Annotated in this window: 26 protein-coding genes and 3 tRNA genes; 8 read left to right on the top strand and 21 right to left on the bottom strand. The window is 64.6% G+C overall.

Annotated features, from left to right (window positions below):
* Positions 1-15: 15 nt before the first annotated feature.
* The 5 genes from ntrB to uvrC all read right to left on the bottom strand — a co-directional run bounded on the left by ntrB (position 16) and on the right by uvrC (position 5656).
* Entirely contained in the window at positions 16-924 is a 909-nt protein-coding gene (gene ntrB, locus G474_RS0100470; protein WP_156919092.1) for a nitrate ABC transporter permease, read from the bottom strand.
* A 61-nt stretch (positions 925-985) separates the two neighbouring features.
* On the bottom strand, positions 986-2275 hold the full coding sequence (locus G474_RS0100465; RefSeq protein WP_051281595.1) for a CmpA/NrtA family ABC transporter substrate-binding protein: 1290 nt from the start codon (positions 2273-2275) through the stop codon (positions 986-988).
* A 289-nt stretch (positions 2276-2564) separates the two neighbouring features.
* A complete protein-coding gene (locus tag G474_RS0100460) occupies positions 2565-3140 on the bottom strand; it encodes an ANTAR domain-containing response regulator (protein ID WP_026685270.1) in 576 nt (191 codons plus the stop codon).
* A gap of 35 nt (positions 3141-3175) precedes the next feature.
* The gene (gene pgsA / locus G474_RS0100455) at positions 3176-3757 is read right to left on the bottom strand and encodes a CDP-diacylglycerol--glycerol-3-phosphate 3-phosphatidyltransferase (RefSeq protein WP_026685269.1); all 582 of its coding nucleotides are present in this window, start codon (positions 3755-3757) and stop codon (positions 3176-3178) included.
* A gap of 21 nt (positions 3758-3778) precedes the next feature.
* Positions 3779-5656, bottom strand: a complete 1878-nt coding sequence (gene uvrC / locus G474_RS0100450; RefSeq protein WP_084513491.1) for an excinuclease ABC subunit UvrC — start codon at positions 5654-5656, stop codon at positions 3779-3781.
* Positions 5657-5764: 108 nt separating this feature from the next.
* On the opposite strand from uvrC, the gene earP reads away from it, so the two are divergent.
* The 4 genes from earP to G474_RS0100430 all read left to right on the top strand — a co-directional run bounded on the left by earP (position 5765) and on the right by G474_RS0100430 (position 9110).
* On the top strand, positions 5765-6910 hold the full coding sequence (gene earP, locus G474_RS0100445; protein WP_156919091.1) for an elongation factor P maturation arginine rhamnosyltransferase EarP: 1146 nt from the start codon (positions 5765-5767) through the stop codon (positions 6908-6910).
* A gap of 37 nt (positions 6911-6947) precedes the next feature.
* A complete protein-coding gene (gene efp / locus G474_RS0100440; protein WP_026685266.1) occupies positions 6948-7505 on the top strand; it encodes an elongation factor P in 558 nt (185 codons plus the stop codon).
* A 171-nt stretch (positions 7506-7676) separates the two neighbouring features.
* Positions 7677-8225, top strand: coding sequence for a YbhB/YbcL family Raf kinase inhibitor-like protein (locus tag G474_RS0100435; protein ID WP_026685265.1), 549 nt, complete (start codon positions 7677-7679; stop codon positions 8223-8225).
* Positions 8226-8291: 66 nt separating this feature from the next.
* On the top strand, positions 8292-9110 hold the full coding sequence (locus G474_RS0100430; protein ID WP_026685264.1) for a helix-turn-helix transcriptional regulator: 819 nt from the start codon (positions 8292-8294) through the stop codon (positions 9108-9110).
* A 22-nt stretch (positions 9111-9132) separates the two neighbouring features.
* Here the strand turns inward: G474_RS0100430 and nagZ are convergent, their stop codons facing one another.
* Genes nagZ through G474_RS0100415 form a run of 3 tightly spaced genes read right to left on the bottom strand, consistent with a single transcriptional unit; the run spans position 9133 to position 11276 of the window.
* Entirely contained in the window at positions 9133-10152 is a 1020-nt protein-coding gene (gene nagZ / locus G474_RS0100425; protein ID WP_026685263.1) for a beta-N-acetylhexosaminidase, read from the bottom strand.
* Positions 10149-10526, bottom strand: a complete 378-nt coding sequence (gene acpS / locus G474_RS0100420; protein WP_026685262.1) for a holo-ACP synthase — start codon at positions 10524-10526, stop codon at positions 10149-10151. The genes nagZ and acpS overlap by 4 nt, the downstream gene beginning before the upstream one ends.
* A 3-nt stretch (positions 10527-10529) precedes the next feature.
* A complete protein-coding gene (locus G474_RS0100415; RefSeq protein WP_026685261.1) occupies positions 10530-11276 on the bottom strand; it encodes a pyridoxine 5'-phosphate synthase in 747 nt (248 codons plus the stop codon).
* A 121-nt stretch (positions 11277-11397) separates the two neighbouring features.
* Here G474_RS0100415 and G474_RS0100410 point away from each other — a divergent pair, with 121 nt between their 5' ends.
* Positions 11398-11781, top strand: coding sequence for a DUF6394 family protein (locus tag G474_RS0100410; RefSeq protein ID WP_026685260.1), 384 nt, complete (start codon positions 11398-11400; stop codon positions 11779-11781).
* A 3-nt stretch (positions 11782-11784) separates the two neighbouring features.
* Positions 11785-13494, top strand: coding sequence for a potassium channel family protein (locus G474_RS0100405; protein ID WP_026685259.1), 1710 nt, complete (start codon positions 11785-11787; stop codon positions 13492-13494).
* 73 nt (positions 13495-13567) lie between these two features.
* Here the strand turns inward: G474_RS0100405 and G474_RS0100400 are convergent.
* From G474_RS0100400 to G474_RS0100390, 3 genes are all read right to left on the bottom strand, one after another.
* Positions 13568-13643 (bottom strand) — tRNA-His (locus tag G474_RS0100400).
* A 9-nt stretch (positions 13644-13652) separates the two neighbouring features.
* Positions 13653-13729 (bottom strand) — tRNA-Arg (locus G474_RS0100395).
* Positions 13730-13778: 49 nt separating this feature from the next.
* Positions 13779-13855: transfer RNA gene (locus G474_RS0100390), tRNA-Pro, on the bottom strand.
* Between the two features lie 174 nt (positions 13856-14029).
* Between G474_RS0100390 and dksA the strand changes: the two genes are divergently transcribed.
* The gene (dksA, locus tag G474_RS0100385; RefSeq protein WP_026685258.1) at positions 14030-14455 is read left to right on the top strand and encodes an RNA polymerase-binding protein DksA; all 426 of its coding nucleotides are present in this window, start codon (positions 14030-14032) and stop codon (positions 14453-14455) included.
* 129 nt (positions 14456-14584) lie between these two features.
* Here the strand turns inward: dksA and pnp are convergent, their stop codons facing one another.
* The 4 genes from pnp to G474_RS0100365 form a co-directional block, all read right to left on the bottom strand.
* The gene (gene pnp, locus G474_RS0100380) at positions 14585-16705 is read right to left on the bottom strand and encodes a polyribonucleotide nucleotidyltransferase (protein ID WP_026685257.1); all 2121 of its coding nucleotides are present in this window, start codon (positions 16703-16705) and stop codon (positions 14585-14587) included.
* A gap of 141 nt (positions 16706-16846) precedes the next feature.
* Positions 16847-17116, bottom strand: coding sequence for a 30S ribosomal protein S15 (gene rpsO / locus G474_RS0100375; RefSeq protein ID WP_026685256.1), 270 nt, complete (start codon positions 17114-17116; stop codon positions 16847-16849).
* A gap of 127 nt (positions 17117-17243) precedes the next feature.
* Positions 17244-18143: a tRNA pseudouridine(55) synthase TruB gene (gene truB, locus G474_RS0100370; RefSeq protein ID WP_026685255.1), complete on the bottom strand. Its 900-nt coding sequence runs from the start codon at positions 18141-18143 to the stop codon at positions 17244-17246.
* A gap of 17 nt (positions 18144-18160) precedes the next feature.
* Positions 18161-18661, bottom strand: a complete 501-nt coding sequence (locus G474_RS0100365) for an FKBP-type peptidyl-prolyl cis-trans isomerase (protein ID WP_211228031.1) — start codon at positions 18659-18661, stop codon at positions 18161-18163.
* Positions 18662-18850: 189 nt separating this feature from the next.
* On the opposite strand from G474_RS0100365, the gene G474_RS0100360 reads away from it, so the two are divergent.
* Complete coding sequence (locus tag G474_RS0100360; protein ID WP_026685253.1) at positions 18851-19537, top strand: SIMPL domain-containing protein; 687 nt, start codon at positions 18851-18853, stop codon at positions 19535-19537.
* A 201-nt stretch (positions 19538-19738) separates the two neighbouring features.
* On the opposite strand, the gene infA is transcribed toward G474_RS0100360, so the two are convergent.
* The 6 genes from infA to G474_RS0100330 form a co-directional block, all read right to left on the bottom strand.
* A complete protein-coding gene (gene infA, locus G474_RS0100355) occupies positions 19739-19996 on the bottom strand; it encodes a translation initiation factor IF-1 (protein ID WP_026685252.1) in 258 nt (85 codons plus the stop codon).
* A 104-nt stretch (positions 19997-20100) separates the two neighbouring features.
* Entirely contained in the window at positions 20101-20304 is a 204-nt protein-coding gene (locus tag G474_RS0100350) for a cold-shock protein (RefSeq protein WP_026685251.1), read from the bottom strand.
* A 215-nt stretch (positions 20305-20519) separates the two neighbouring features.
* Positions 20520-20864, bottom strand: coding sequence for a cell division protein FtsB (gene ftsB, locus G474_RS0100345; RefSeq protein ID WP_026685250.1), 345 nt, complete (start codon positions 20862-20864; stop codon positions 20520-20522).
* A 39-nt stretch (positions 20865-20903) separates the two neighbouring features.
* Positions 20904-22187: a phosphopyruvate hydratase gene (gene eno / locus G474_RS0100340; protein WP_026685249.1), complete on the bottom strand. Its 1284-nt coding sequence runs from the start codon at positions 22185-22187 to the stop codon at positions 20904-20906.
* A 44-nt stretch (positions 22188-22231) separates the two neighbouring features.
* Entirely contained in the window at positions 22232-23068 is an 837-nt protein-coding gene (gene kdsA, locus G474_RS0100335) for a 3-deoxy-8-phosphooctulonate synthase (RefSeq protein ID WP_026685248.1), read from the bottom strand.
* Positions 23065-24702 carry a CTP synthase gene (locus G474_RS0100330; protein ID WP_026685247.1) on the bottom strand — a complete coding sequence of 546 codons (1638 nt, stop codon included), beginning with the start codon at positions 24700-24702 and terminating at the stop codon, positions 23065-23067. The genes kdsA and G474_RS0100330 overlap by 4 nt, the downstream gene beginning before the upstream one ends.
* Between the last annotated feature and the right edge of the window lie 19 nt (positions 24703-24721).

Below are 24721 nucleotides of genomic sequence, written 5' to 3'. Positions count from 1 at the left end.
TGTTGCCTCCAGTACTCAGCGGGTTTCGTAGGTGAAGCGCTTGGCCAGCAGGACCAGGCACTGTTCAAGGATCAGGCCGACGATGCCGATCACGAAGATGGCGATGATGATGTGTTCCACCTTGAGGTTGTTCCACTCGTCCCACACCCAGAAGCCGATGCCGACGCCGCCGGTGAGCATTTCCGCCGCCACGATCACCAGCCAGGCGGTGCCGATGGAAAGCCGGATGCCGGTCAGCATGTAGGGCAGCACGGAGGGGAAGAGGATCTTGGTGAAGATCTTCCACTCCGACAGGTTGAGCACCCGGGCCACGTTCAGGTAGTCCTGGGGCACCCGGCTGACGCCCTGGGCGGTGTTGAGGATCATCGGCCAGATGGAACAGATGAAGATGGTCCAGGTGGCGGCCGGGTCGGCGCGCTGGAAAACCAGCAGGCCGATGGGCAGCCAGGCCAGGGGCGACACGGGCCGCAGCAGGCTGATGATGGGATTCACCATGGCCGACAGGGTGGCGAAGCGCCCGATCAGGAAGCCCAGGGGAATGCCCACGGCGGCGGCGATGCCGAAGCCTATGGCCACCCGCTGCAGGGAGGCCAGCACGTTCCAGCCAATCCCCTGGTCATTGGGCCCTTCCCGGTAGAAGGGGTCGGAGAACAGGGCCACCGCCGCTTCCCAGGTCTTGCCCGGGCCCGGGATGCGGGCGTCGGCGCCGGCCGTGCCCACGTACCAGATGCCGATCAGCAGGGCCAGACCGAGGATGGGGGGCAGGATGGCCTTGAACACCTTGCGCAGCCATTCGGCATCGGCATTGGTACTGGAGGAGGCTGCCAGCCCTGGCTGCGGCGCAGCCAGGGGAGCCTGGGTATCGTGAGAAAAAGCGGCCCCGGGGGCCGGGGGGCGCAGCGGTGCGTCTTGGGGGCTTGCCATGGCGGCATCTCCTGTCATGGTCATCGTGGTCATGGGATTTCTCCTCCTGGTGGAACGGGGGTCAGCCCCTGATCTTGAAGCCGGCGGCGTACTTCTTCGGGTCCTTGCCATCCCAGACCACGCCATCCATCAGCTTGTGGCTGCGCATGTCGCTCTTGGGCAGGTTGACCCCGGCGGCGGCGGCGGCCTGCTTGTAGATGTCGATGCGGTTGATGGCCTTGGCCACGCCCAGGTAATCCGGGTCCTTGTCGAGCAGGCCCCAGCGCTTGTGCTGGGTCAGGAACCACATGCCGTCGGAGAGGTAGGGGAAATTCACCGCCCCGTCGTTGAAGAACTTCATGTGATTGGGATCGTCCCAGGTCTTGCCCAGGCCATTTTCGTAGCGGCCCAGCAGGCGCCCCTGGATCACGTCCATGTCCGTATTTACGTAGGACTTCTTGGCGATGGTCTCGGCGGTCTTGTAGACGTTGGACTTGGAACTGTCGATCCAGCGGGAAGCCTCCAGGATGGCGGCGGTCAGGGCCCGGGCCGAGTTGGGGTATTTGTTCACCCAGTCGGCGGTGGTGCCCAGCACCTTTTCCGGGTGATCCACCCAGATCTCCTGGCTGGTGGCAACGGAGAAACCCACCTTGTCCATGATGGCGCGCTGGTTCCAGGGTTCGCCGACGCAGTAGCCATGCATGTTGCCGACCCGGGCATTGGCCACCATCTGGGGCGGGGGCACGACGATGCTCTTGACGTCCTTCATGGGATTGATGCCGTTGGCGGCCAGCCAGTAGTAGAGCCACATGGCGTGGGTGCCGGTGGGGAAGGTCTGGGCGAAGGTGTAGGTGCCAGCCGGGCTGGCATCCACCACCTTCTTCAGGCTGGGGCCGTCGGTGGCGCCCTTGTCCTTCATCTGGTTGGAGAGGGTGATGCCCTGGCCGTTGTGGTTCAGGGTCATGAGTACGGCCATGTCCTTCTTGGGGCCGCCGACGCCCAGGTGCACCCCGTAGACCAGGCCGTAGAGCACGTGGGCCGCGTCCAGCTCGCCGCTCACCAGCTTGTCCCGTACCGAGGCCCAGGAGGCTTCCTTGGAGGGAATGATCTTGATGCCGTATTTCTCGTCGAACTTCTGCACCGCGGCCATGACTACCGAGGCGCAGTCGGTCAGGGGGATGAAGCCCACCTTCAGTTCCTTCTTCTCCGGGGCGTCGGAACCGGCCGCCCAGGCGCCGCCGGCAGTGCCGACTCCGGCCGAAGTGATTAGGGCGGCGCCACCCAGGGCGGCCGTGCGGCGCATGAAGTCCCGGCGGGCGGGCTGGAACTCCTCGGAGCCCAGGGGGGACGGTTCGTTGGTGAAGTCTTTCATGGTCAGCTCCTGAAAAAAACCCGAAAAAAAACGGCGTCACATCCGCAGCGGAAAGTTCCCGCCACGAATGGACGCCGTTGTCCAAAATATCTCAAACCACCGGACCGCCTTTGACCCGATATGGCCTTCTATAAACAAAACCCGTGCCAGCTGCTGGTTTTTCTTGGAAATCCTAATTAAATCATCGCGTTGCTATTGCTTTGACGATCCGGGAGGGGGTTTCCGGAGGCGGAGGCCGCGCCCCGAATCGGTGCGGATCCTCTGCTGCAATGCACCAACAGCAGGCGGCTCAGAGCAGCAGCTGGGCCATGTCGATCAGGTCCTGGGCCACCGTCGCCATGGGTTTGGCCCGTTCCATGGCCAGCTTGCGCAGGGCCCCGTAAGCCCCCTCCTCGTCCAGGCCACGGGTCTTCATCAGGATGCCCTTGGCCTTCTCCACCACCTTGCGCTCCGAGAGCTTGCGGGTGGCCGAGGCCAGCTCCTGTTTCAGGGCCTGCTGCTCCTCGAAATGGACCACCGCCACGTCGATCACCGAGCGCAGCCGGGCCGGGTCCACCCCGTCCACCATGTAGGTGGACACCCCGGCCTTGACCGCCGCACGGATGGTTTCCTGGTCGCCTTCCTGGGAAAAGATGATCACCGGCCGGGGCATTTCCCGGTCCATCACCGCCAGGTTTTCCAGGGTGTCCCGGGAGGGGGAGTCGGTTTCGATCAGGATCACGTCGGGCTTGATGGATTCGATCCGGGCCGTCAGGTCCTGGGAGCTGGGCAGCACCGCCGCCACCTGGTGCCCGGCCAGGGCCAGGCCGGCGCAGAGTTCGGCTGCCCGGGTGCGGGATTCGTCGATGATGAGTACACGTAGCATGGGGAGCCTTTAGCAAGCCCCATGCCTTGCGGGGCTCAGAGGCCGGCGCCGGTGCGCTTGGCGATTTCGGGCCAGGCCTTGTGCAGGTAGTAGCCCATGGACCAGAGGGTGAGCAGCGCCGCGACCCAGATCAGCAGGTTGCCCAGTTGGAGGGAATCCCAGCCCAGCAGGGGTTCCCGGTACAGGAGCAGGGTGATGGCCAGCATCTGGGCCGTGGTCTTGATCTTGCCCAGCATGGAGACGGCCACGTTCTTGGAGGCGCCGATCTTGGCCATCCATTCGCGCAGGGCGGAGATGGTGATTTCCCGGCCGATGATGATGGCGGCCACCACCGCATTGGTGCGGTCCAGCTCCACCAGGATGATCAGGGCGGCGGCGACGATCAGCTTGTCCGCCACCGGGTCCAGGAAGGCGCCGAAGGAGGATGTCTGGTTGAGCTTCCTGGCCAGGTAGCCGTCCAGCCAGTCGGTGAAGGCGGCGCCCATGAACAGCAGGGTGGCGAACAGGTCGCGCTCATGCCCGGGGAGCCAGCCCTGGGGCAGGTAATACAGCACCACCAGCAGGGGAATGGCGAGGATGCGCAGCCAGGTCAGGAAAATGGGCAGATTGAAGGGCATGGGGTGCGGGCTATTCGGTTTTCAGTGCAATGCGGCGTAAATGGTTGCGGCCAGGGCCGGGCTGATGCCTGGCGCCTGGGACAGCTGCTCCACCGAAGCGGCCGCCACTCCAGGCAGGCCGCCGAAATGGGTGACCAGGGCCTTGCGCTTGGCGGGGCCGACGCCGGGGATGTCTTCCAGGCGCGAGGTGTTGCGGGTCTTGCTGCGTCGGGCCCGGTGGCCGGTCAGGGCAAAGCGGTGGGCTTCGTCGCGGATTTCCACCACCAGGTGCAGGGCCGGGTTGTCGGCCCCCAATTGTAAGGCCTCCCGGCCATCCGGGAACACCAGGGATTCCAGCCCCACCTTGCGCCCTTCCCCCTTGCTGACGCCGACCATGGGCAGATGGGCGAGGCCCAGCTCTTCCAGGGCGGCGGCGGCCATGGCCACCTGGCCCTTGCCCCCGTCGATGAGGATCAGGTCCGGAGCGATCCCCTCCCCTTCGGCCAGCTTGTCGTAGCGGCGGCTCACCGCCTGGCGGATGGCGGCGTAATCGTCCCCGGGTTCGATGTCGCGGATGTTGAAGCGCCGGTAGTCGGACTTCTTCATGCCGTTACCCTGGTAGACGACGCAGGAGGCCACCGGCGACTCCCCCTGGGTGTGGCTGATGTCGAAGCACTCGATCCGCTCCAGGGGGGCGGCCAGGTCCAGGGCTGCGCGCAGGGCTTCCAGCCGCTGCTCCTGCTGGGCGCTGGCCTGGTTGCGGGCGGTGATGGCTAGCCGCGCGTTCTGCAGGGCCATGTCCACCCACACCTTGTGGGTCACGGCCCGGGCCTCGTTGATGGGCACCGGTCGGCCGGCTGCGGCTTCCAGTCCGGTGGCCGTGTCTTCCAGCTCGTCGGGCAGGGGCGAGGCCAGCAGTCGGGCCGGCGCGGGATGCAGGGCATAGTGCTGGGCGATGAAGGCGGCCACCGCCTCCTCGGGGCTGGAGTCGCCTCCATGCACGGGAAACTGGGGCCGGTCCCCCAGGTGCCGGCCGCCCCGGATCATGGCCAGGTTCACGCACAGCTGGCCGGCCTGGCGCAGCGCCACGATCACATCCACATCCTCCCCCTTGTGGCTCTCGATGAACTGCTTTTCCTGAACCTGGCGCAGGGACTGGATCTGGTCCCGGTACACGGCGGCCTGCTCGAAGGCCAGGTTGGCCGCAGCCGCCTCCATGGCCTGGGTGAGGCGCTGGACCACTTCGTTCTGGCGCCCGAGCAGGAACCAGGCGGCCAGCTGCACGTCCCGGGCGTAATCCTCGGCGCTCACCAGACCCGGGATGCAGGGGCCGCTGCAGCGCCTGATCTGGTGCAGCAGGCAGGGCCGGGAACGGTTGGCGAAGACCGAGTCCTCGCAGGTCCTGAGGCGGAACATCTTCTGCAGCAGGTAGAGGCTGTCCCGCACCGCCGAAGAGGAGGGATAGGGGCCGAAGTAGTCGGCCTTGCGGTCCGGGTTGCCGCGGAAGAAGCCCAGGCGCGGGAAGGCATCCCGGGTGATGACGATGTAGGGGTAGGACTTGTCGTCCCGGAACAGGATGTTGTAGCGGGGCGAGAGACTCTTGATCAGGTTGTTTTCCAGCAGCAGGGCTTCGGCCTCGGAGCGGGTGGTGGTGATCTCGATCCGGGCGATCTGGCTCACCATCATGGCGATGCGGGGGCTGGAGAGAGTCTTCTGGAAATAGGAGGAAACCCGCTTTTTCAGGTTCTTCGCCTTGCCCACGTAGAGCACCGCGTCCTCGGCGGAGAGCATGCGGTACACCCCGGGCAGGTCCGGCAGGGTGGGCAGGAAGGCCTTGTAATCGAAGCTGACGGGAGGGTGGGCAACGGGCCGGGGACGCTCCTCCGGCGCCTCCGGTACGGCCTGGCGGGGAGTGCTCATGCCGGCTTCCGGGGATCGGGCCGGGCTCGGGGCCGGAGGGGCGGCGGCAGCGGGCGCAGGCGGGATGGAGCAAGTTCGAGCATGGGGCGGATGTTACCATGCACCCCCATGAAAACTCCCGCCCCCTGCCCCGCTCCCCGGCCCCGCTGGGACATCTTCTGCAAGGTCATCGACAACCTGGGCGACATGGGGGTCTGCTGGCGTCTGGCCCGGCAACTGGCCGCCGAACACGGTCTGGCCGTGCGTCTCCTGGTGGATGCGCCGGGCTTGCTGGCGCCCCTGCTGCCGGCCCTGGACCCGGCCCAGGCGGAGCAGGAGGTGCAAGGGGTGCGCATCGGCGCCTGGACAGAAGCCCTGGCCCTTCCCGGGGCCGCTGACGTGGTGGTGGAAGCCTTTGCCTGCGATCCGCCGGCCGCTTACCTGGAAGCCATGGGGGCCCGCCCCCGTCCGCCCTGCTGGATCAACCTGGAGTACCTGAGCGCCGAAGCCTGGGTGGCCGGCTGCCATGGAGCCGCTTCGCCCCACCCGCGCCTACCCCTGGTGAAGTTCTTCTTCTTCCCCGGCTTCGGGCCGGGAACCGGCGGTCTGTTGCGGGAGCGGGGGCTGCTGGCCCGGCGCGACGCCTTTCTGGCCGCTGGCGGCCGGGAGACCCTGTTGCAGCGCCTGGGGCTGGCAGCGGGAAGCGACACCCTGCTGCTTAGTCTCTTCTGTTATGACACGGCGCCCCTGGAGGCCCTGTTCCGGGCCTGGTCCGCGTCGAGCCGGCCCCTCCTCTGCCTGGTGCCGCCAGGCAAGCCCCTGGCGGCGGCAAGCTGCTGCCTGGGAGGCGATGGCCCCTGGCAGCTGGGACCGGCCCGCATCGTGCCCATCCCCTTCCTGTCCCAGGCGGATTACGACGAACTTCTCTGGAGCTGCGACCTGAATTTTGTCCGGGGGGAGGATTCCTTCGTGCGGGCCCAGTGGGCCGGGCGCCCTTTCGTCTGGCAGATTTATGCCCAGGAGGACGGGGCCCATCTGGAAAAACTGGAGGCTTTTCTGGCCTTGCCGGAAAGCCTTCCTCCCGGGCCCGGGGGCGAGACACTGGCCGCCTTCTGGCGCAGCTGGAACGGGGCTTCCGACGCCGCTCCGGACTGGGAGGCCCTGGTCCGGGCCCTGCCGCTCCAGGACCGGCACGGGAAGCGCTGGAGCGAAAAACTCGGGAGCACCCCGGACCTGGCTGCGAGCCTCGTCAAATTTTGTGAATCACGGGTATAATCGCGCGTTTTGTTTTGGCCTAACGCTCTGAAAGATCATGAAAACCGCACAGGAACTCCGCTCCGGCAACGTCATCATGGTGGGTAACGACCCGCTGGTGGTGCAGAAAACCGAATACAACAAGTCTGGCCGCAATGCCGCAGTGGTCAAGATGAAGCTCAAGAACCTGCTCACCGGCGCTCCCTCCGAGTCCGTGTACAAGGCCGACGACAAGTTCGAGGTGGTGCAGCTGGAACGCAAGGAAGTGACCTTCTCCTACTTCGCCGATCCCATGTACGTGTTCATGGACGCCGATTACAACCAGTACGAAGTGGAAGCGGACAACATGACCGACGCCCTCAAGTACCTGGAAGACGGCATGCCCTGCGAAGTGGTGTTCTACAACGAAAAGGCCATCTCCGTGGAACTGCCCACCTCCGTGGTGCGCGAAGTCATCTACACCGAGCCCGCCGTCAAGGGTGATACCTCCGGCAAGGTCATGAAGCCGGCCAAGATCACCACCGGTTTCGAGCTGTCCGTGCCCGCCTTCGTGGAAATCGGCGACAAGATCGAAATCGACACCCGTACCGACGAGTACCGCAACCGGGTCAAGTAATTCCTGCCTTTGGGCAAACTGAACGGGCAGCTGCGGCTGCCCGTTTGCTTTTCCGGTTTCCCCTTTTCTGCCGTTGAGCGGATCGGGACAATCCTTGCGTGCTACGAAGCGGCCGCCTGGGCCCGGGAGGGGCAGACTGGAGGCTCCTGCAACTGCTTCTGGAGCTTCCCCATGAAATCCTCCCTGCGTCTTACCTTGGCCAGCTTCCTGCTGGCCGCCGCCGGCCTGGCCCAGGCCGGAGAGTTCCGCCTGGAAGTGGATGCCGGCGCCGACGGGCAGCTGGCTCCCGTGCATTACGCCAACAGTTTCGGCTGCAGCGGCGGCAATGTCTCCCCTGCCCTGCGCTGGAGCGGTGCCCCGGCCGGCACCCGGAGTTTCGTCGTCACCCTCTACGATCCCGACGCCCCCACCGGCTCCGGCTGGTGGCACTGGGTGGTGGCCAATCTGCCGGCGGACACGGATCATCTAGAAGCGGGGGCCGGCAATCCCGGCGGCGCCCTGCCGGCCGGGGCCCGCAGCATCGCCGGGGATAACGGCGAGCCTGGCTACCTGGGCAGCTGCCCGCCGCCGGGACCGGCGCACCGCTATGTGTTCACCGTCCATGCCCTGAAGGTGGAGCAGCTTGATCTGCCGGCCCGGGCTACCCCGGCGCTGGTGGGTTTTTACGCCTGGGCCCATGGCCTGGGCAAAGCCAGTGCCACCTTCCTCGGCGCCCGTTGAGGGGGCGGCCGTTCAGGAATGGGTGATCCGGTTCTAAAATCGCCCCTTGATCCCATGGAGCACCCCATGCAGCCCACCTTTGCCCTGCGTCCCGGTGTTGCCGTCGCCGGCGGCATCGTCCAGCGTCAGCCCCTGAAGTTCCGGCGCCTGTGGCTGGACCTGCCCACCCTGGTGTTGGTGGAGTCCGGCTGCAAGGTCCTGCATGGCGAGGCCGGCACCTTCCGTGTCGAGGCCGGGCAGGCGGTGGCCCTGGCGGGGGGCCAGGCTTTCGATGTGAGCAATTTTCCGGGCGAGGCCGCCAGCTACCGGGCCCGCTGGCTGGCCTGGGAGCGCGGTCTGCTTGAGGGCTGGCGGACGCCGCCCGGAGTACGGCCCCAGCCGGTGGTGGCCCTGGGCCCGGTGGCGCCGGCTTTTGCCGAGGCCTTCACGGCCCTGACCCTATCCCTGGAGGATCCCGCCCTGCCCGATGCCGTGGTCGGCCACCGGGCTCTGGAAATGCTGGTCTGGCTGGAAGGGGCCGGCCGGCTCATTCTGGACGATACCCAGTTCGCGCCCCGGGTGCGCCGGCTGCTGGCCGGCGATCCGGCGCGGGAATGGCGCTCCCCCGGAGTCGCCGCCCAGTTCGCCATGAGCGAGGCCAGCCTGCGCCGCCATCTGGCCGCCGAAGACACGTCCCTCTCGGAAATCCTCCTCGATGTGCGCATGTCCACGGCCCTGACCCTGCTGCAATCCACGGGGCAGCCGGTGACGCGCATTGCCGGCGAGGTGGGCTACCAGTCTCCGTCCCAGTTCGCCGTGCGTTTTCGCCGCCGCTTCGGCTGTTCCCCCAGCGACATCCGCCGCGATAGCCCGCGCCGTGGCGCTGCTCCCGGTTTGTCTTCCTGAGTTACCCGTGCCCTGGTCAGATTCAGACTGCCAGGGCCTGAATGGCGGCGACAGCGGCCTGATAGTCGGGATCGGCCTGCAGGGCTTGCCAGCTCGGGGCCGGGGTCCGGGGCATGAGCCGGGCGACCCGGGCGCTGCGCAGCGGGTCCGGTGTCACCTGCCAGCGGGCCAGCACGTCGCCGGCTTGGTCCGGGGCATTGCACACCAGCAGCATGTCGCAGCCTGCCTGATAGGCCGCCTGCACCCGGGCCAGGGTGTCGCCCACCACGCTGGCGCCTTCCATGGACAGGTCGTCGCTGAATACCACCCCGTCGAAGCCCAGCTCCTGGCGCAGATAGCCGTGCCATGTCCTGGAGAAGCCCGAGGAGCTGCCATCCACCCGGGGGTAGATCACGTGGGCCGGCATCACCGCATCCAGGGCCAGCTCCCGGTAGGGGCGGATGTCTTCCTGCAGGGCTTCGAGACTGCGCTCATCCACGGGAATGGCCAGGTGGGAGTCCGCCTCGACCCAGCCGTGGCCGGGGAAATGCTTGCCGCAGCTGCCCATGCCGGCGGCTCTGAGGCCTTCTATCAGGGCTCCGGCCAGGGCGATCACCGCTTCCGGGCGGCGATGGAAGGCGCGGCTGCCGATCACGCTGGAGCGGCCGTAGTCCAGGTCCAGGTCCGGGGTGAAGGAAAAATCCACTCCCCGGGCCCGCAGTTCGGCAGCCAGCACGTAGCCCACCTGCCGGGCCAGGCGGAGGGCGCCCGGGGCATCGGCATCCCAGGCCTGGCCCAGGCTGGCCATGGGAGGCAGGCGGGTGAAGCCCTCCCGGAAGCGCTGCACCCGTCCGCCTTCATGATCCACGGCGATCAGCAGCGGCGGCTGGCGCAGGGCATGGATTTCCGTGCTCAGGGCGAGGAGTTGTTCCGGGTCCGTGTAGTTGCGGGAAAACAGGATGATGCCGCCCACCAGGGGGTGGCGCAGGCGTTCCCGGTCCAGGTCGGTGAGCACGGTGCCCTGGATGTCTATCATCAGGGGGCCAAGGGCTTGTTCAGTCATGGGCGTTCGAGGATCACGTAGGCGACGGCGTATTCCGCCTCGTCGCTAAGGGAAAGATGGGGGGTGAGCTGGCGGCTGTCCAGCAGGGCCTGGAGCTCGGGGCCCAGGATGAAGCAGGGTTTGCCCAACTCGTCGTGGCCTACGCCGATGGCGGGCAGCAGCGCCGGCGGGCGGACTCCGGTGCCCAGGGCCTTGGCAAAAGCCTCCTTGGCGGCCCAGCGCTTGGCCAGGAAGCGGGCGGGCTCCCGGGCCTGGGCCAGTTCCTCCTGCTCATGGGGCGCCAGGATCTTGTCCGTGCCCCGGCGGCCGTGGCGTTCCAGCAGGCGGGCCAGGCGGCTGACGGCGACGATGTCGGTGCCGATGCCGTGGATCATGAATCAGGCGGCGGCCCGCTGCATCAGGGCCTTCATTTCCCGCACCGCTTCGCGCAGGCCCACGAATACCGAGCGGCTGACGATGGCGTGGCCGATGTGCAGTTCGCGCACCCCGGGCAGGGCTGCGATGGGGCCCACGTTGTAATAGTTGAGGGCGTGCCCGGCATTGAAGCGCATGCCCAGTTGCTGGACGGCTGCGCCGGCCTGGCGCACCTGGGCCACCGCGGTTAGTACCGCGGGGGCTTCCACGTCGCGCCCCTGGGTGTGGAAGGCGTGGGCATAGGGGCCCGTATGGATTTCGCAGACCCGGGCGCCGATGCGGGCGGCGGCTTCCACCTGGGGCAGTTCGGCGTCGATGAATACGCTGGTGACGATGCCCGCGTCGGCCAGGCGGGCCACCACTTCCTTCAGGCGGGCTTCCTGCCCGGCCACGTCCAGGCCGCCTTCGGTGGTCACCTCGTGGCGGCCTTCGGGCACCAGCATCGCCATCTGGGGCTTGGTGCGGCAGGCGATGTCCACCATCTCGTCGGTGGCCGCCATTTCCAGGTTGAGCTTCACCTGGGTCAATTCCTTCAGGCGCCGCACGTCCTCGTCGCCGATATGGCGGCGGTCTTCGCGCAGGTGGATGGTGATGCCTTCGGCACCACCCAGGTGGGCTTCCACGGCGGCCCAGACCGGGTCCGGTTCCCAGGTGCGGCGGGCCTGGCGCAGGGTGGCCACGTGGTCGATATTGACGCCCAGTTCGATCATGCAAGACTCCTTTATCCGGTGCCCCCGGTTGGGGGGCCGGAAGCGGGGTCCGATGCTACCAGCTTTCCCCCCGTTTTCCCTTATGATTGATTTTCCTCTCATAAAAAGGAAAGCCTCTGCCATGAATCTGGAGAAGGTCATTTTCGGGTTTTTCATCGTCCTGGCCGCCACCCTCAATTTCGGCTTCTTCGTGGGCGATATCGACAATCCCACCCATCACCATGTCTATGAGCTGTTCGCCGCCATCGTGGTCAATCTGATTGCCACGGTGCTCAAATTCGGAGACCGGACCCAGATCGGCGCCGTCCATCTGGCCACCAGCCTGGTGGCCGACCTGCAGCTGATCGCAGCTGGGATCATCTGGGCCGTGGCCGTGCATGTCACCGGGGAAGGCATGACGGCTACCTCCGTCAGCAGCGTCGTATCCCTGGCCGGGGGCGCCATGCTGGCCAACCTGGTGTCGGTGACCCTGCTGGTGGTGGAGACCGCCATGATGCGCCGCTGAGCCATGGTTGCCGGCAACGTCTTCTTCCTGATCCTGCGGCGCATGCGGGCGCCGCTGATCCTGCTCATCCTCATCTACGCGGTTTCCATCCTCGGGCTCACCCTGATCCCCGGCGTGGACGAACAGGGCCGGAGCGCCCCGCCCCTCTCCATCTTTCATGCCTTCTACTTCATCAGCTACACCGCCACCACCATCGGTTTCGGCGAGATTCCCCAGGCTTTTTCCAATGGTCAGCGGCTCTGGGTGATCGTCTGCATCTACCTTTCCGTGGTGGGCTGGAGCTATTCCATCCTCACTCTCCTGGGGCTGGTGCAGGATTCCAGCTTCCAGCATGCCCTGACCACCACCCGTTTCCGCTGGCGGGTACGGCGCATGGGGGAGCCCTTCCTGCTGATCTGCGGCTGCGGTGAAACGGGCAGCCTGGTGGGCCGGGCCCTGGACCGGCAGGGACGGCGCTTCGTGGTGCTGGAGGCCAGCAAAGAGCGGGTGGAGGAACTGGATCTGGAGGATTTCAAGACCGACACCCCGGCCCTGGCCCTGGATGCCCGGCTGCCGGAAAACCTGATCTTGGCCGGTCTCCAGCATCCCCGCTGCCAGGGGGTGCTGGCCCTGACCAATTCGGATGAGGCCAATCTCGCCATCGCCATTGCCGTGCGCCTGCTCAATCCCTCGATCCAGGTCCTGGCCCGGGCCGAGCAGCGGCGGACCGAGGACAACCTGAAATCCTTCGGCACGGACCAGGTCATCAATCCCTTCGAGCGCTTCGCCGACTACCTGGCCCTGGCCGTGCATTCCCCGGTCTGTTACCAGCTGGTGGAGCGGCTGACCGGGACGGCCGGGCAACAACTGCCCTCCCCTCTGCCCCTGCCGCCCCGGGGCCATTGGGTGATCTGCGGCTACGGCCGTTTTGGCCAGGCCGTGGCCCGGCGCTTCGATGCCGAGGGGCTGGACTACAGCATTATCGACCCCCGTTCCGACCTGGGGCATGACAAGCTCCAGGTGGTGGGCATGGGTACCGAGGCCGAGCCCCTGCGGGCAGCCGGGATAGAAGGCGCCGTCGGCATCGTGGTGGGGACGGAAAACGACGTGACCAATCTTTCCGTGGCCATGACGGCCCAGGAGATCAATCCCCGCCTGTTCGTGGTCATGCGCCAGAACCAGGTGGCCAACTCCATCCTGTTCCAGGCCTTCAAGGCCCATATCTGCATGGTGCCCAGCCGCATCATCGCCCAGGAGTGTCTGGCCCTGCTGGCCACGCCCCTGCTGGCCCTGTTTCTGGCGCGTCTGCAGCAGGCCGGGGATGCCTGGGCCCAACCCCTGGAACAGGAGATGCAGCGGCGCTTTGGCCAGGAAATTCCCGAAGTCTGGAATGTGCGCCTCAATGCCCAGGAGGCCCGGGCCTTGCATCGGACCATGGTCATGGAGGGAAGCAGTGTTTTTCTGGGGGATTTGCTCAAAAACCCGAGTCAGCGGGAAAACAACAACAATCTGCTGCCTTTGCTGCTCCAGCGGGACGGCGGTGCCATCCTGCTGCCGGGGCCCGAGACTTCCCTGCAGCCCGGAGACTGGCTACTCTTTGCCGGCACCGGAAGTGCCAGGCGGGACCTCTGGCTGACCCTGTTCAGCGAAAAGACCCTGACCTACGTGCGGACCGGCAGGGAGCTGGCCGGCAGCTGGCTGTGGCAGCAGCTGCAGGGACAGCACAAGGCCTGATACGGAACGGCAAACAGAAGGGAAACGGGGAGGCAGAAAGGGAAAAACCGGCCCGAAGGCCGGTTTTTTTGTTTGGGGCGACGTATGGGGATCGAACCCACGACCACCGGAGCCACAATCCGGTGCTCTACCAACTGAGCTAACGCCGCCATTGTTCCTGGCGCGCCCGGCGAGAATCGAACTCACAACCTACGGCTTAGAAGGCCGTTGCTCTATCCAGTTGAGCTACGGGCGCCTTGCAATCGACTCGCCGGGGTACTACATGCAACCTGTTCTTGCTGTTCTGGTCGGGGTGGTGGGATTCGAACTCACGACCCTCTGTTCCCAAAACAGATGCGCTACCAGGCTGCGCTACACCCCGAAGAAGCGCGCATTCTATAGGTCCGGACGCAGCTCGTCAACAGGAAAAGAAATACCCTGCAAAAGCCCTCCCAGCCCTGGAAGCCTTGTCTTTCCGTGCGCTTTTTTCCATTTCTTGCAGCCAGTCCCTATTTCTGATATTAAATGCGTTTTTCGTCATCAGGGACGGCTATAAATGGCAGAAGAACTGCTCCACAAACACTTTGCACCCTATACGCCCAAGGACGGCGAGGATTACATGAGCGCCGACCAGCTCAAGCACTTCCGCGCCATGCTGGAGAGCGTCAAGAAGGAGCTCAGTGAGGATATCGAGCGCACGGTCCATACCATGCAGGATGAGGCAACCGTCTTCGCTGATCCCAATGACAGGGCCAGCCAGGAAACCGACATTGCCATCGAACTGCGGAACCGGGACCGGGAGCGCAAACTGATCAAGAAGATCGACGAGACCCTGGCCCGCATCGACAGTGGCGACTATGGCTATTGCGACAAGTGCGGCGTGGAAATCGGCATCAAGCGTCTGGAGGCCCGTCCCACGGCCACCCTCTGCATCGACTGCAAGACCCTTGATGAGATGAAGGAAAAGCAGATGGCGAAGTGATTCGCCCTCCCCGCCTTCAAGCGCAGAAAAGGAACCTTCGGGTTCCTTTTTTGTTGGATGGGTGGCGGGAGGCAGGCAAAAAAAGGGCACCCTTCCGGGTGCCCTTGTCTGCTGCAGGTGGATTACGGCTTACTGCTGGGCGGGAGCCTCGGCAGCACCGGCCTCTTCCGCGGCCACGGCCTTCATGGACAGCTTGACGCGGCCCCGGTCGTCGGTTTCCAGCACCTTGACGCGCACCACCTGACCTTCCTTGAGGTAGTCGGTGACGGCGTTCACGCGCTCCTGGGCGATCTGGGAGATGTGCAGCAGGCCGTCCTTGCCGGGCAGCACGCTGACGATGGCACCGAAGTCGAGGATCTTCAGCACGGTGCCTTCGTAGATCTTGCCCACTTCCACCTCGGCGGTGATGGCATCGATACGGGCCCGGGCGGCAGCAGCAGCCTCACCGCTGGTGGCGGCGATGGTGATGGTGCCGTCGTCCTGGATGTCGATGGTGGTGCCGGTTTCCTCGGTCAGGGCACGGATCACGGCGCCGCCCTTGCCGATCACGTCACGGATCTTTTCCGGATTGATCTTGAAGGTGTACAGGCGCGGGGCGTAGGCGGACATCTCTTCCCGGTGGCCGGACATGGAGCCTTCCATGATGCCCAGGATGTGCATCCGGGCTTCGTTGGCCTGGGCCAGGGCGATGGCCATGATTTCCTTGGTGATGCCCTGGATCTTGATGTCCATCTGCAGGGCGGAAACGCCGTTGCGGGTACCGGCCACCTTGAAGTCCATGTCGCCCAGGTGATCTTCGTCACCCAGGATGTCGGTCAGCACGGCGAAGCGGTTGCCTTCCTTGATCAGGCCCATGGCGATACCGGCCACGTGGGACTTGAGGGGCACGCCGGCGTCCATCAGCGCCAGGGAGCCGCCACAGACGGAAGCCATGGAGGAGGAGCCGTTGGACTCGGTGATTTCGGAGACCACGCGCATGGAGTAGGAGAAATCTTCGGGCTTGGGCAGCACGGCCAGCAGGGCCCGCTTGGCCAGACGGCCGTGACCGATTTCCCGGCGCTTGGGGGAGCCGACACGACCGCATTCGCCGGTGGCGAACGGGGGCATGTTGTAGTGCAGCATGAAGCGCTCCCGGTACTCGCCGCCCAGGGCGTCGATGATCTGCTCGTCCCGGTTGGTGCCCAGGGTGGCCACCACCATGGCCTGGGTTTCGCCACGGGTGAACAGGGCGGAACCGTGGGTGCGGGGCAGCACGCCGGAGCGCACGGAAATGGGGCGCACGGTGCGGGTGTCGCGGCCGTCGATACGGGGCGCGCCAGAGAGGATGCGGCCGCGCACGATGCCGGCTTCCAGGGCGAAGAAGTAGTCAGCCACCAGGCCTTCGTCGTAGGCATTCTCGCCTTCGCACAGGGCGGCGATCACTTCAGCCTTGATCTCCTTGACCTGCTGGCTGCGGGTCTGCTTCACGGTGATGTTGTAGGCCTCTTCCAGCTTGGCCTTGGCCAGGCTCTCCAGGCGGGTCGCCAGGGCCTCGTCCTTGGCGGGAGCCTGCCAGTCCCATTCGGGCTTGCCGGCTTCTTCCACTAGGTCGTTGATGGCGTTGATGGCGGCCTGCATCTGCTCGTGGCCGAACACCACGGCGCCCAGCATCACTTCCTCGGACAGTTCCTGGGCTTCGGATTCCACCATCAGCACGGCGGCTTCGGTACCGGCCACGACCAGGTCCAGCTGGCTTTCCTTGAGCTGGCTGGCGGTGGGGGAAAGCACGTACTGGCCGTTGATGTAGCCGACCCGGGCGGCGCCGATGGGGCCGCTGAAGGGGACGCCAGAGATGGCCAGGGCGGCGGAGGCGCCGATCATGGCGGGAATGTCCGGATCGATTTCAGGGTCCAGGGAGAGCACGGTGGCCACGATCTGGACTTCGTTGTAGAAACCTTCGGGGAACAGGGGGCGGATGGGACGGTCGATCAGGCGGCAGGTCAGGATTTCCTTTTCGGAGGGGCGGCCTTCGCGCTTGAAGAAGCCGCCGGGAATGCGGCCGGCAGCGTAAAACTTTTCCTGATAATCAACAGTAAGGGGGAAGAAATCCTGTCCGGGCTTGGCGGACTTGGCGGCAACCACGGTGACCAGCACCACGGTATCGCCCATGCTGACGACGACGGCACCAGAGGCCTGGCGGGCGACTTCACCGGTTTCCAGGGTGATCTGATGTTCGCCGTAGGCAAAGCTCTTTTTCACGACATTAAACATATTTTCCTTTCTTCTATCTCAACTCAACACATCAATATTTGCGCGCGACATTCTAACCCGGCGGGCAAACAAAAAGAGCGGGCTACCGCGTGGCAGACCGCTCCTTGGGGCAGACTGGGCCGCTTGCGGCCCGGAACGCCATTACTTGCGCAGACCCAGACGTTCGATCAGGGTGCGATAGGAATTCAGATCCTTACCCTTCAGGTAGTCCAGCAGCTTGCGGCGCTGGCTCACCATGCGCAGCAGGCCGCGACGGGAGTGGTGGTCCTTCTTGTGTTCCTTGAAGTGACCGGTCAGGTCATTGATGCGGGCGGTCAGGAGTGCGATCTGCACTTCGGAGGAGCCGGTGTCGCCCTTGGCGCGCTGGAAGTCGGCAACGACCTGTGCCTTCTGTTCGGTAGTAAAAGCCATGTTTCAAACTCTCTTTTCTTTGAAACGGCATCGCCCCAGTTTGATAGAGCTGATGCCAGGTTGGTGAATTTCCGTCCGGGGAGGCCGGGCGGAAGCGGCGGATTATAGCAACAAGGGCTGGACCGGCTCAAGCTGCATTTGCGATCAGGCGTTTGGGCCAGAGCAGGCCGTCTGCCTTGAGCTGCCCCAGGCCCAGGAGCCGACCCGCGCCATAGACCCGGGCGGCTGCGCCCATGCCCTCCGGGGCTGCCACGGGGTTGCCATGGGAGAAGCGCTCCATCTCCGCCAACTGCAGCTCCACGGCGGGCAGGGAGGCCAGCAGGCTGTCTACCGGTTTCAGGAAGGCGGCCCGCCCCTCCTCGCCTCCGGCTTCCAGCTCGGCCAGGGTGGCTGCCCCCTCCAGGTTGAGGGGCCCAACCCGGGTGCGCCGCAGTCCCGTGAGGTGGGCGCCACAGCCCAGGGCCCGGCCCATATCCTCGGCCAGTACCCGGATGTAGGTGCCCTTGCTGCAGGTGACCCGCAGGGTGAAGCCGGGCAGCGGGCAGCTCAGCAGTTCCAGGCTGTGGATGGTCACGGCTCGGGGCTGGCGCTCCACTTCCTGCCCCTTTCGGGCCAGTTCGTAGAGAGGGCGCCCGTCCCGCTTCAGGGCCGAGTACATGGGGGGAATCTGCTGGATTTCCCCGGTAAAGCGCGGCAACAGGGCCCGCACTTCCGCTTCAGAACAGGTGACCGGCCAGGAGCCCGTCACCTGCCCTTCCCTGTCGCCGGTATCCGTGGTGCTGCCCAGCAGCACCTGAGCCTCGTAAGTCTTGTCCGCATCCAGCAGGTCGGCGGAAAACTTCGTGGCTTCCCCGAAGCACAGGGGCAGCAGCCCGGTGGCCATGGGGTCCAGGGTCCCCGTATGGCCACCCTTGGCGGCGGAAAAGAGGCGCCTGGCTTTCTGCAGGGCGTCGTTGGAACTCATCCCCTGGGGTTTGTCGAGCAAAAGAACCCCATCCACCTGTTTCCAGGTGCGTTTTTGTTGCATGGGTTTTCCTGTTGGGCTTAGTGGCAGGTGTGCTCGTCGCCGTCCAGGCCGTGCACGTGACCGTGCTCGATTTCCTCTTCGCTGGCGGGACGCACGGCGGTCACCGTGCAGGTGAACACCAGGGCGGTGCCGGCCAGGGGATGGTTGCCGTCCAGGACCACCTTGTCGTCGGCGATGTCGGTGACCCGGTAGATGACGAATTCGTCTTCGTCGGCGCCCTGGGGGGCACCTTCGAACTGCATGCCCACTTCCAGTTCCTTGGGGAAATCCTTGCGCGGCTCGATCTGCACCAGCTCCGCGTCGTATTCGCCGAAGGCGTCGTCAGGTTGCAGCTTGACAGTCACGGTCTCGCCCACCTTCTTGTCCTGCAGGGCTTCCTCGATCTTGGGGAAGATGTCGTCGTAACCGCCGTGCAGGTAGATCAGGGCATCACGGCCTTCGTCCACGACGGTGCCATCGGGATCGGTGACGTTGTAATCCAGGGTCACGACGGTATTCTTGCTGACTTGCATGTTCATGTATCAATTCCTTGGTGGGAGCGGCCGTGCCACTGGGGTCGGGTACCCGGAATGCGGCGGCATGGGGGCTGGCTTCACGTTCCGAAACAAATTCCAGCCCCGGTCCGGTCCGGGCGTGAGGTATAAAAGCGACGGAACGCGCCGGATTCTAGCAACCTATCGTTCAATTCCCAAAGAAAAGGAAATGCCATGATGCCGATCTTGACCCGGAAGGGCCGCAATGCCGCCCTGTTTGCCCTGTGCATCAGTCCAGCCGCCTGGGCCGGGACCCTGGTGGATGTCTCCGCCGAGGCCATGCAGGAGGCGCCCAATGACCTGGCCCAGGCTACGGTGTTTGCCGAGGCCAGTGGTCTTGCGCCCAGGGCCCTGGCGGCCCAGGTCAACAGCCTGATGGCCGAGGCGGCAAATACGGCCAAGGCTTATCCCCGGATCAAGAGCCGCAGCGGTGCCACCTTCACCCATCCTAACTATGGCAAGAACGGCCGGATAGATTCCTGGCGCATGCGTTCCGAGCTGGTGCTCGAATCCGGGGATACGGAAGCCCTGTCGGAATTGCTGGGGAAGCTGCAGGAAAAGCTGGGCGTTGCCAACGTGCAGTTCCTGCCCAAGCCGGAAACCAGGAAGAATGCCGAGGACCAGGCCATCCAGGCTGCCATTGCCGCCTTTCAGGTTCGTGCCCAGCTGGTGGCCAGGACCATGGGGAAGTCCTACAAGATCAAGCAGATGAGCATCAACAGCGCTGCCCAGGGGCGGCCGCCGATGATGCAGTATCGCAAGGCCAACTCCATGTTGTCGGAGGCGGCGCCCATGCCCATGGAGGCTGGCGAGAGCCAGATTCAGGTGCACATCAACGGCCAGATCGAACTGGCTGATTGAACCTTAAAACCTCAGTTAAACCACAGAGGCACAGAGACGCCGAGGAAAAACAAAGACTTTCCTGGAAGGCCAGGTCACTTTCTAGGTGAGCGCAGAAGATAGTACAAGCCATTGTTTTTTTGAACTTCTCTGTGTCTTTGTGTCTCTGTGGTGAGGTTTTTAGGTTGAAAGGAGTCGGCGCGCTGCCGCTCCCCAGGGGAATCAGCGGCGGCCGCCGGGGGCGTTCTGGGGGGTACGGCCCGGCATGTGCCGGAAGGTGATGCGCCCCTTGCTGAGGTCGTAGGGCGAGAGTTCCAGGGTTACCTGGTCGCCAGCGATGATCCGGATGTGGTGCTTCTTCATCTTGCCGGCGCTGTAGGCCACCAGGCCATGGCCGTTTTCCAGGGTGACCCGGTAACGGGAGTCCGGCAGCACTTCACTGACGACGCCCTGCATTTCGATGATTTCTTCCTTGGCCATGACCTTCCCTTTCTAGTGTCGCAAAAGAAAAACCCGGCCGCAGCCGGGTTGTTCGGGAGTTGGGGGCAACCGGGGGCTGCTCCGCATTCCCGGATGCATGCGCCTTATTCGGGGCGGATGTTGGTGGCCTGGGGGCCCTTGGGGCCGGTGGTCACATCGAAGCTGACGCGCTGACCTTCGGTCAGGGTCTTGAAGCCTTGGGATTGAATCGCGGAGAAGTGAGCGAAGAGATCGTCACCGCCGTTTTCGGGGGAGATGAAACCGAAGCCCTTGGCGTCGTTGAACCACTTAACAGTACCTGTTGCCATGTCTTGTATCCTTTTAGGAAAAATAAAGGGGAATGCCCCTGAAGGGACGAAACTCAAGACGGCGGGGTATTGAAGGGGGACGAACCGGAACTACGGGAACTGAACCTGCCAAAACTGCACTACTTGAAAATCGCTGAAACGAACTATGCGCCCCATGAGCGATAAAAGCAAAGCTTATTTGTCTTTTTTGCGAAAAAAACTGAAAACTGCGTTTTTCAGCGGCCGGGAGCAGGTTTCTTTTCCTGGGGGGGCGGCAGGGGCGTGGCGGATTTGGCACCCGGGTCCTGGGGTTTTTCCGGGATGGGGACGAACACCTCGCCAGCCTTGATCATGCCCAGTTCGAAGCGGGCCCGCTCCTCGATGGCTTCGTAGCCGGTCTTCAGGTCCCGCACTTCCGCATCCAGCCCGGCGTTGCGCACTTCCAGCTGGCGGGAGACTTCCTTGTGCTGCTGCAATTGACGGTCGTACTCCCACACCTTCAGCCAGCCCCCCTTGCCGAACCAGAGGGGGTACTGCAGAAGGGCGATGAGGGCGAGGAGTCCGACCGTAAGCCAGCGCATGATGGGGAAAAGCCCCGGTTCCCCGGGGCTTCACACGCCTTAGCGGAGGTTGTAGAAGGTCTCGCGACCGGGGTAGGAGGCGGTATCGCCCAGATCTTCCTCGATGCGGATCAGCTGGTTGTACTTGGCGATCCGGTCGGAGCGGGACAGGGAGCCGGTCTTGATCTGGCCGGCGTTGAGGCCCACGGCGATGTCGGCGATGGTGCTGTCCTCGGTCTCACCGGAGCGGTGGGAGATGACGGCGGTGTAGCCGGCGCGCTTGGCCATTTCCACGGCGGCGAAGGTTTCGGACAGGGTGCCGATCTGGTTGATCTTGATCAGGATGGAGTTGGCAATGCCCTTCTGGATGCCTTCCTTCAAAATCTTGGTGTTGGTGACGAACAGGTCATCGCCGACGATCTGGACCTTGGCGCCCAGGCGCTCGGTGAGCAGCTTCCAGCCGTCCCAGTCGCCCTCGGCCATGCCATCCTCGATGGACACGATGGGGAACTGGTCGGCCAGGTTGGCCAGGTAATCCACGAATTGGGCGGAGGTCAGCTGCAGGCCCTCGCCTTCCAGGCAGTACTTGCCGTCCTTGTAGAACTCGGAGGCGGCGCAGTCCAGGGCGATCAACACGTCCTGACCGGGCACGTAGCCGGCCTGTTCGATGGCCTGCATGCACAGCTGGATGGCTTCGGCGTGGCTGCCCAGGTTGGGGGCAAAGCCGCCCTCGTCGCCCACGGCGGTGGAGAAGCCCTTCTTGTCCAGCAGCTTCTTCAGGGCATGGAAGATCTCGGCACCGCAGCGCAGGGCTTCCCGGAAGGTGGCTGCACCCACGGGCATGATCATGAATTCCTGGATGTCCAGGCTGTTGTTGGCGTGAGCGCCGCCGTTGATGATGTTCATCATGGGCACGGGCATCTGCATGGGGCCCATGCCGCCGAAGTAGCGGTACAGGGGCAGGCCGGATTCCTCGGCGGCGGCCTTGGCCACGGCCATGGAGACGGCCAGGATGGCGTTGGCGCCCAGGCGGGACTTGTTCTCGGTGCCGTCCAGATCGATCATGGTCTGGTCGATGAAGGCCTGTTCCTGGGCATCTAGGCCGATGATGGCTTCGGAGATTTCGGTGTTGATGTTCTCGACGGCCTGCAGTACGCCCTTGCCCAGGTAGCGGCCCTTGTCGCCGTCACGCAGTTCGATGGCTTCCCGGGAACCGGTGGAGGCGCCGGAGGGCACGGCAGCCCGACCCATGACGCCGGATTCGAGCAGCACGTCGCATTCGACGGTGGGGTTGCCGCGGGAATCCAGGATCTCGCGGGCGATCACATCAACCACAGAACTCATACTTCTCTCCTATTTTCAATTACTTGAATTGCAAACCAAAGAAACTACTTCAATTCTTCGAAGCCGGCGGCCTTGGCCGCCTTGTCCAGGGCCACCAGGGTGGTGAGCAGGCTTTCCATGCGCGGCAGGGGCCAGCTGTTGGGGCCATCGGAAAAGGCCTTCTCGGGGTGCGGGTGGGTTTCCATGAACAGGCCGGCGATACCCACGGCCACGGCGGCCCGGGCCAGCACGGGGACGAATTCCCGCTGCCCACCCGACGAGGTGCCCTGCCCGCCCGGCAGCTGCACCGAGTGGGTGGCGTCGAACACCACCGGACAGCCGGTCTCGCGCATGATCGCCAGGGCGCGCATGTCGGACACCAGGTTGTTGTAGCCGAAGGAGGCGCCCCGCTCGCAGACCATGATGTTGTCGGCGCCGTTATTCACTTCCCTGGCCTTGTCCACCACGTTCTTCATGTCGCCCGGAGCCAGGAACTGGCCCTTCTTGATGTTCACCGGCTTGCCGCAGGCGGCCACCGCGTGGATGAAATCGGTCTGGCGGCAGAGGAAGGCCGGGGTCTGCAGCACATCCACCACTTCCGCCACGGCGGCAATATCGGCTTCCGTGTGCACGTCGGTGAGCACCGGCACGCCCACCTGGCGGCGTACTTCGGCCAGCATGTTGAGACCGGCTTCCATGCCGGGACCGCGCACGGACTTGCCCGAGCTGCGGTTGGCCTTGTCGTAGGAGGCCTTGAAGATGTAAGGCAGGCCCAGGCGACCGCACACTTCCTTGAGGGTGCCGGCCACCTCGACGCAAAGCTCCAGGGATTCGGCCGTGCAGGGGCCGGCAATCAGGAACAGGGGCCGGTCGAGACCGGCCTCGAAGCCGCAAAGCTTCATGCCTTGCCCAGCTTGCGGGCCAGTGCGGCCTGCACGTAGGAGGTGAACAGGGGGTGACCCTGGCGGGGATTGGAGGTGAATTCCGGGTGGAACTGGCAGGCCACGAACCAGGGATGCACGTCGGCGGGCAGTTCGATCATTTCGCACAGGTCGGTGCCAGGGGCACGGCCGGAAACGATCAGCCCCTTTTCTTCCAGCTGGTTCAGGAGGGTGTTGTTCACCTCGTAGCGGTGCCGGTGCCGCTCGATGATTTCCGGCTGGCCATAGATGGCTCGGGCCTTGCTGCCTTCCTTCAACAGGCAGACCTGGCCGCCCAGGCGCATGGTGCCGCCCAGGTCGGAATCTTCGGAGCGCTTTTCCACCTTGCCGGAGGCGTCCAGCCATTCGGTGATCAGGCCGATCACCGGGTAGGGGGTGTTTTCCTCGAATTCAGTGGAGTGGGCGCCGGCCATGCCGGCCACGTCCCGGGCGAATTCCACCACGGCCATCTGCATGCCGAGACAGATGCCCAGGTAGGGCACCTTGTTTTCCCGGGCGTAGCGGATGGCGGCGATCTTGCCCTCGGTGCCTCGCTTGCCGAAGCCGCCGGGCACCAGGATGGCGTCCATGGACTTCAAGACCCCTACCCCTTCGGTTTCCAGGGTCTCGGAATCCAGGTAATGGATGTTCACCTTGCAGCGGGTGTGCATGCCGGCGTGGTTGATGGCTTCGATCAGGGACTTGTAGGACTCGGTAAGGTCCACGTACTTGCCCACGAAGGCGATGTTGAGCTGATGGGCCGGGTGTTCCAGGGCGTCGATCAGCTTTTCCCAGACGCTCAGGTCGGCGGCCTTGGCCAGGATACCCAGCTTGTGGCAGACGATCTCGTCGAGCATCTGGTCGTGCAGCATGCCGGGAATCTTGTAGATGGAATCCGCGTCCAGGCACTCGATCACGGCTTCGGGCATGACGTTGCAGAACAGGGCGATCTTGCGCCGCTCTTCCGCCGGCATGGAGCGGTCGGCCCGGCAGAGCAGGATGTCCGGCTGGATGCCGATTTCCCGCAGTTCCTTGACCGAATGCTGGGTCGGCTTGGTCTTCAGCTCCCCGGCCGTGGGGATGTAGGGCAAGAGCGTCAGATGGATGTAGCAGACGTTGTTGCGGCCTTCCTCGATGCCCATCTGGCGGATGGCTTCCAGGAACGGCAGGGACTCGATGTCGCCCACGGTACCGCCCACCTCGACGATGGCCACGTCGGCACCTTCGGCGCCGGCCATGATCTTGCCCTTGATTTCGTCAGTGATGTGGGGGATGACCTGGACGGTCTTGCCCAGGTATTCGCCGCGCCGTTCCTTCCTGAGCACCGAGTCATAGACCTGGCCGGTGGTGAAGTTGTTGCGCTTGGACATCTTGGCGCTGGTGAAGCGCTCGTAGTGGCCCAGGTCCAGGTCGGTTTCGGCACCATCTTCGGTAACGAACACCTCACCGTGCTGGAAGGGGCTCATGGTGCCCGGGTCCACGTTGATGTAGGGGTCCAGCTTGAGATGGGTAACCTTGATGCCGCGGGATTCGAGGATGGCCCCGAGAGACGCGGCGGCGATGCCCTTCCCCAGGGAAGACACCACACCGCCGGTGACGAATACGTATTTGGTCATGGAAATACAGGCTGCGGGA

Origin of the sequence: Azovibrio restrictus DSM 23866 (assembly GCF_000429665.1) — a bacterium.
Taxonomy (GTDB): domain Bacteria; phylum Pseudomonadota; class Gammaproteobacteria; order Burkholderiales; family Rhodocyclaceae; genus Azovibrio; species Azovibrio restrictus.
This window is presented reverse-complemented; position numbering and strand designations above follow the sequence as displayed.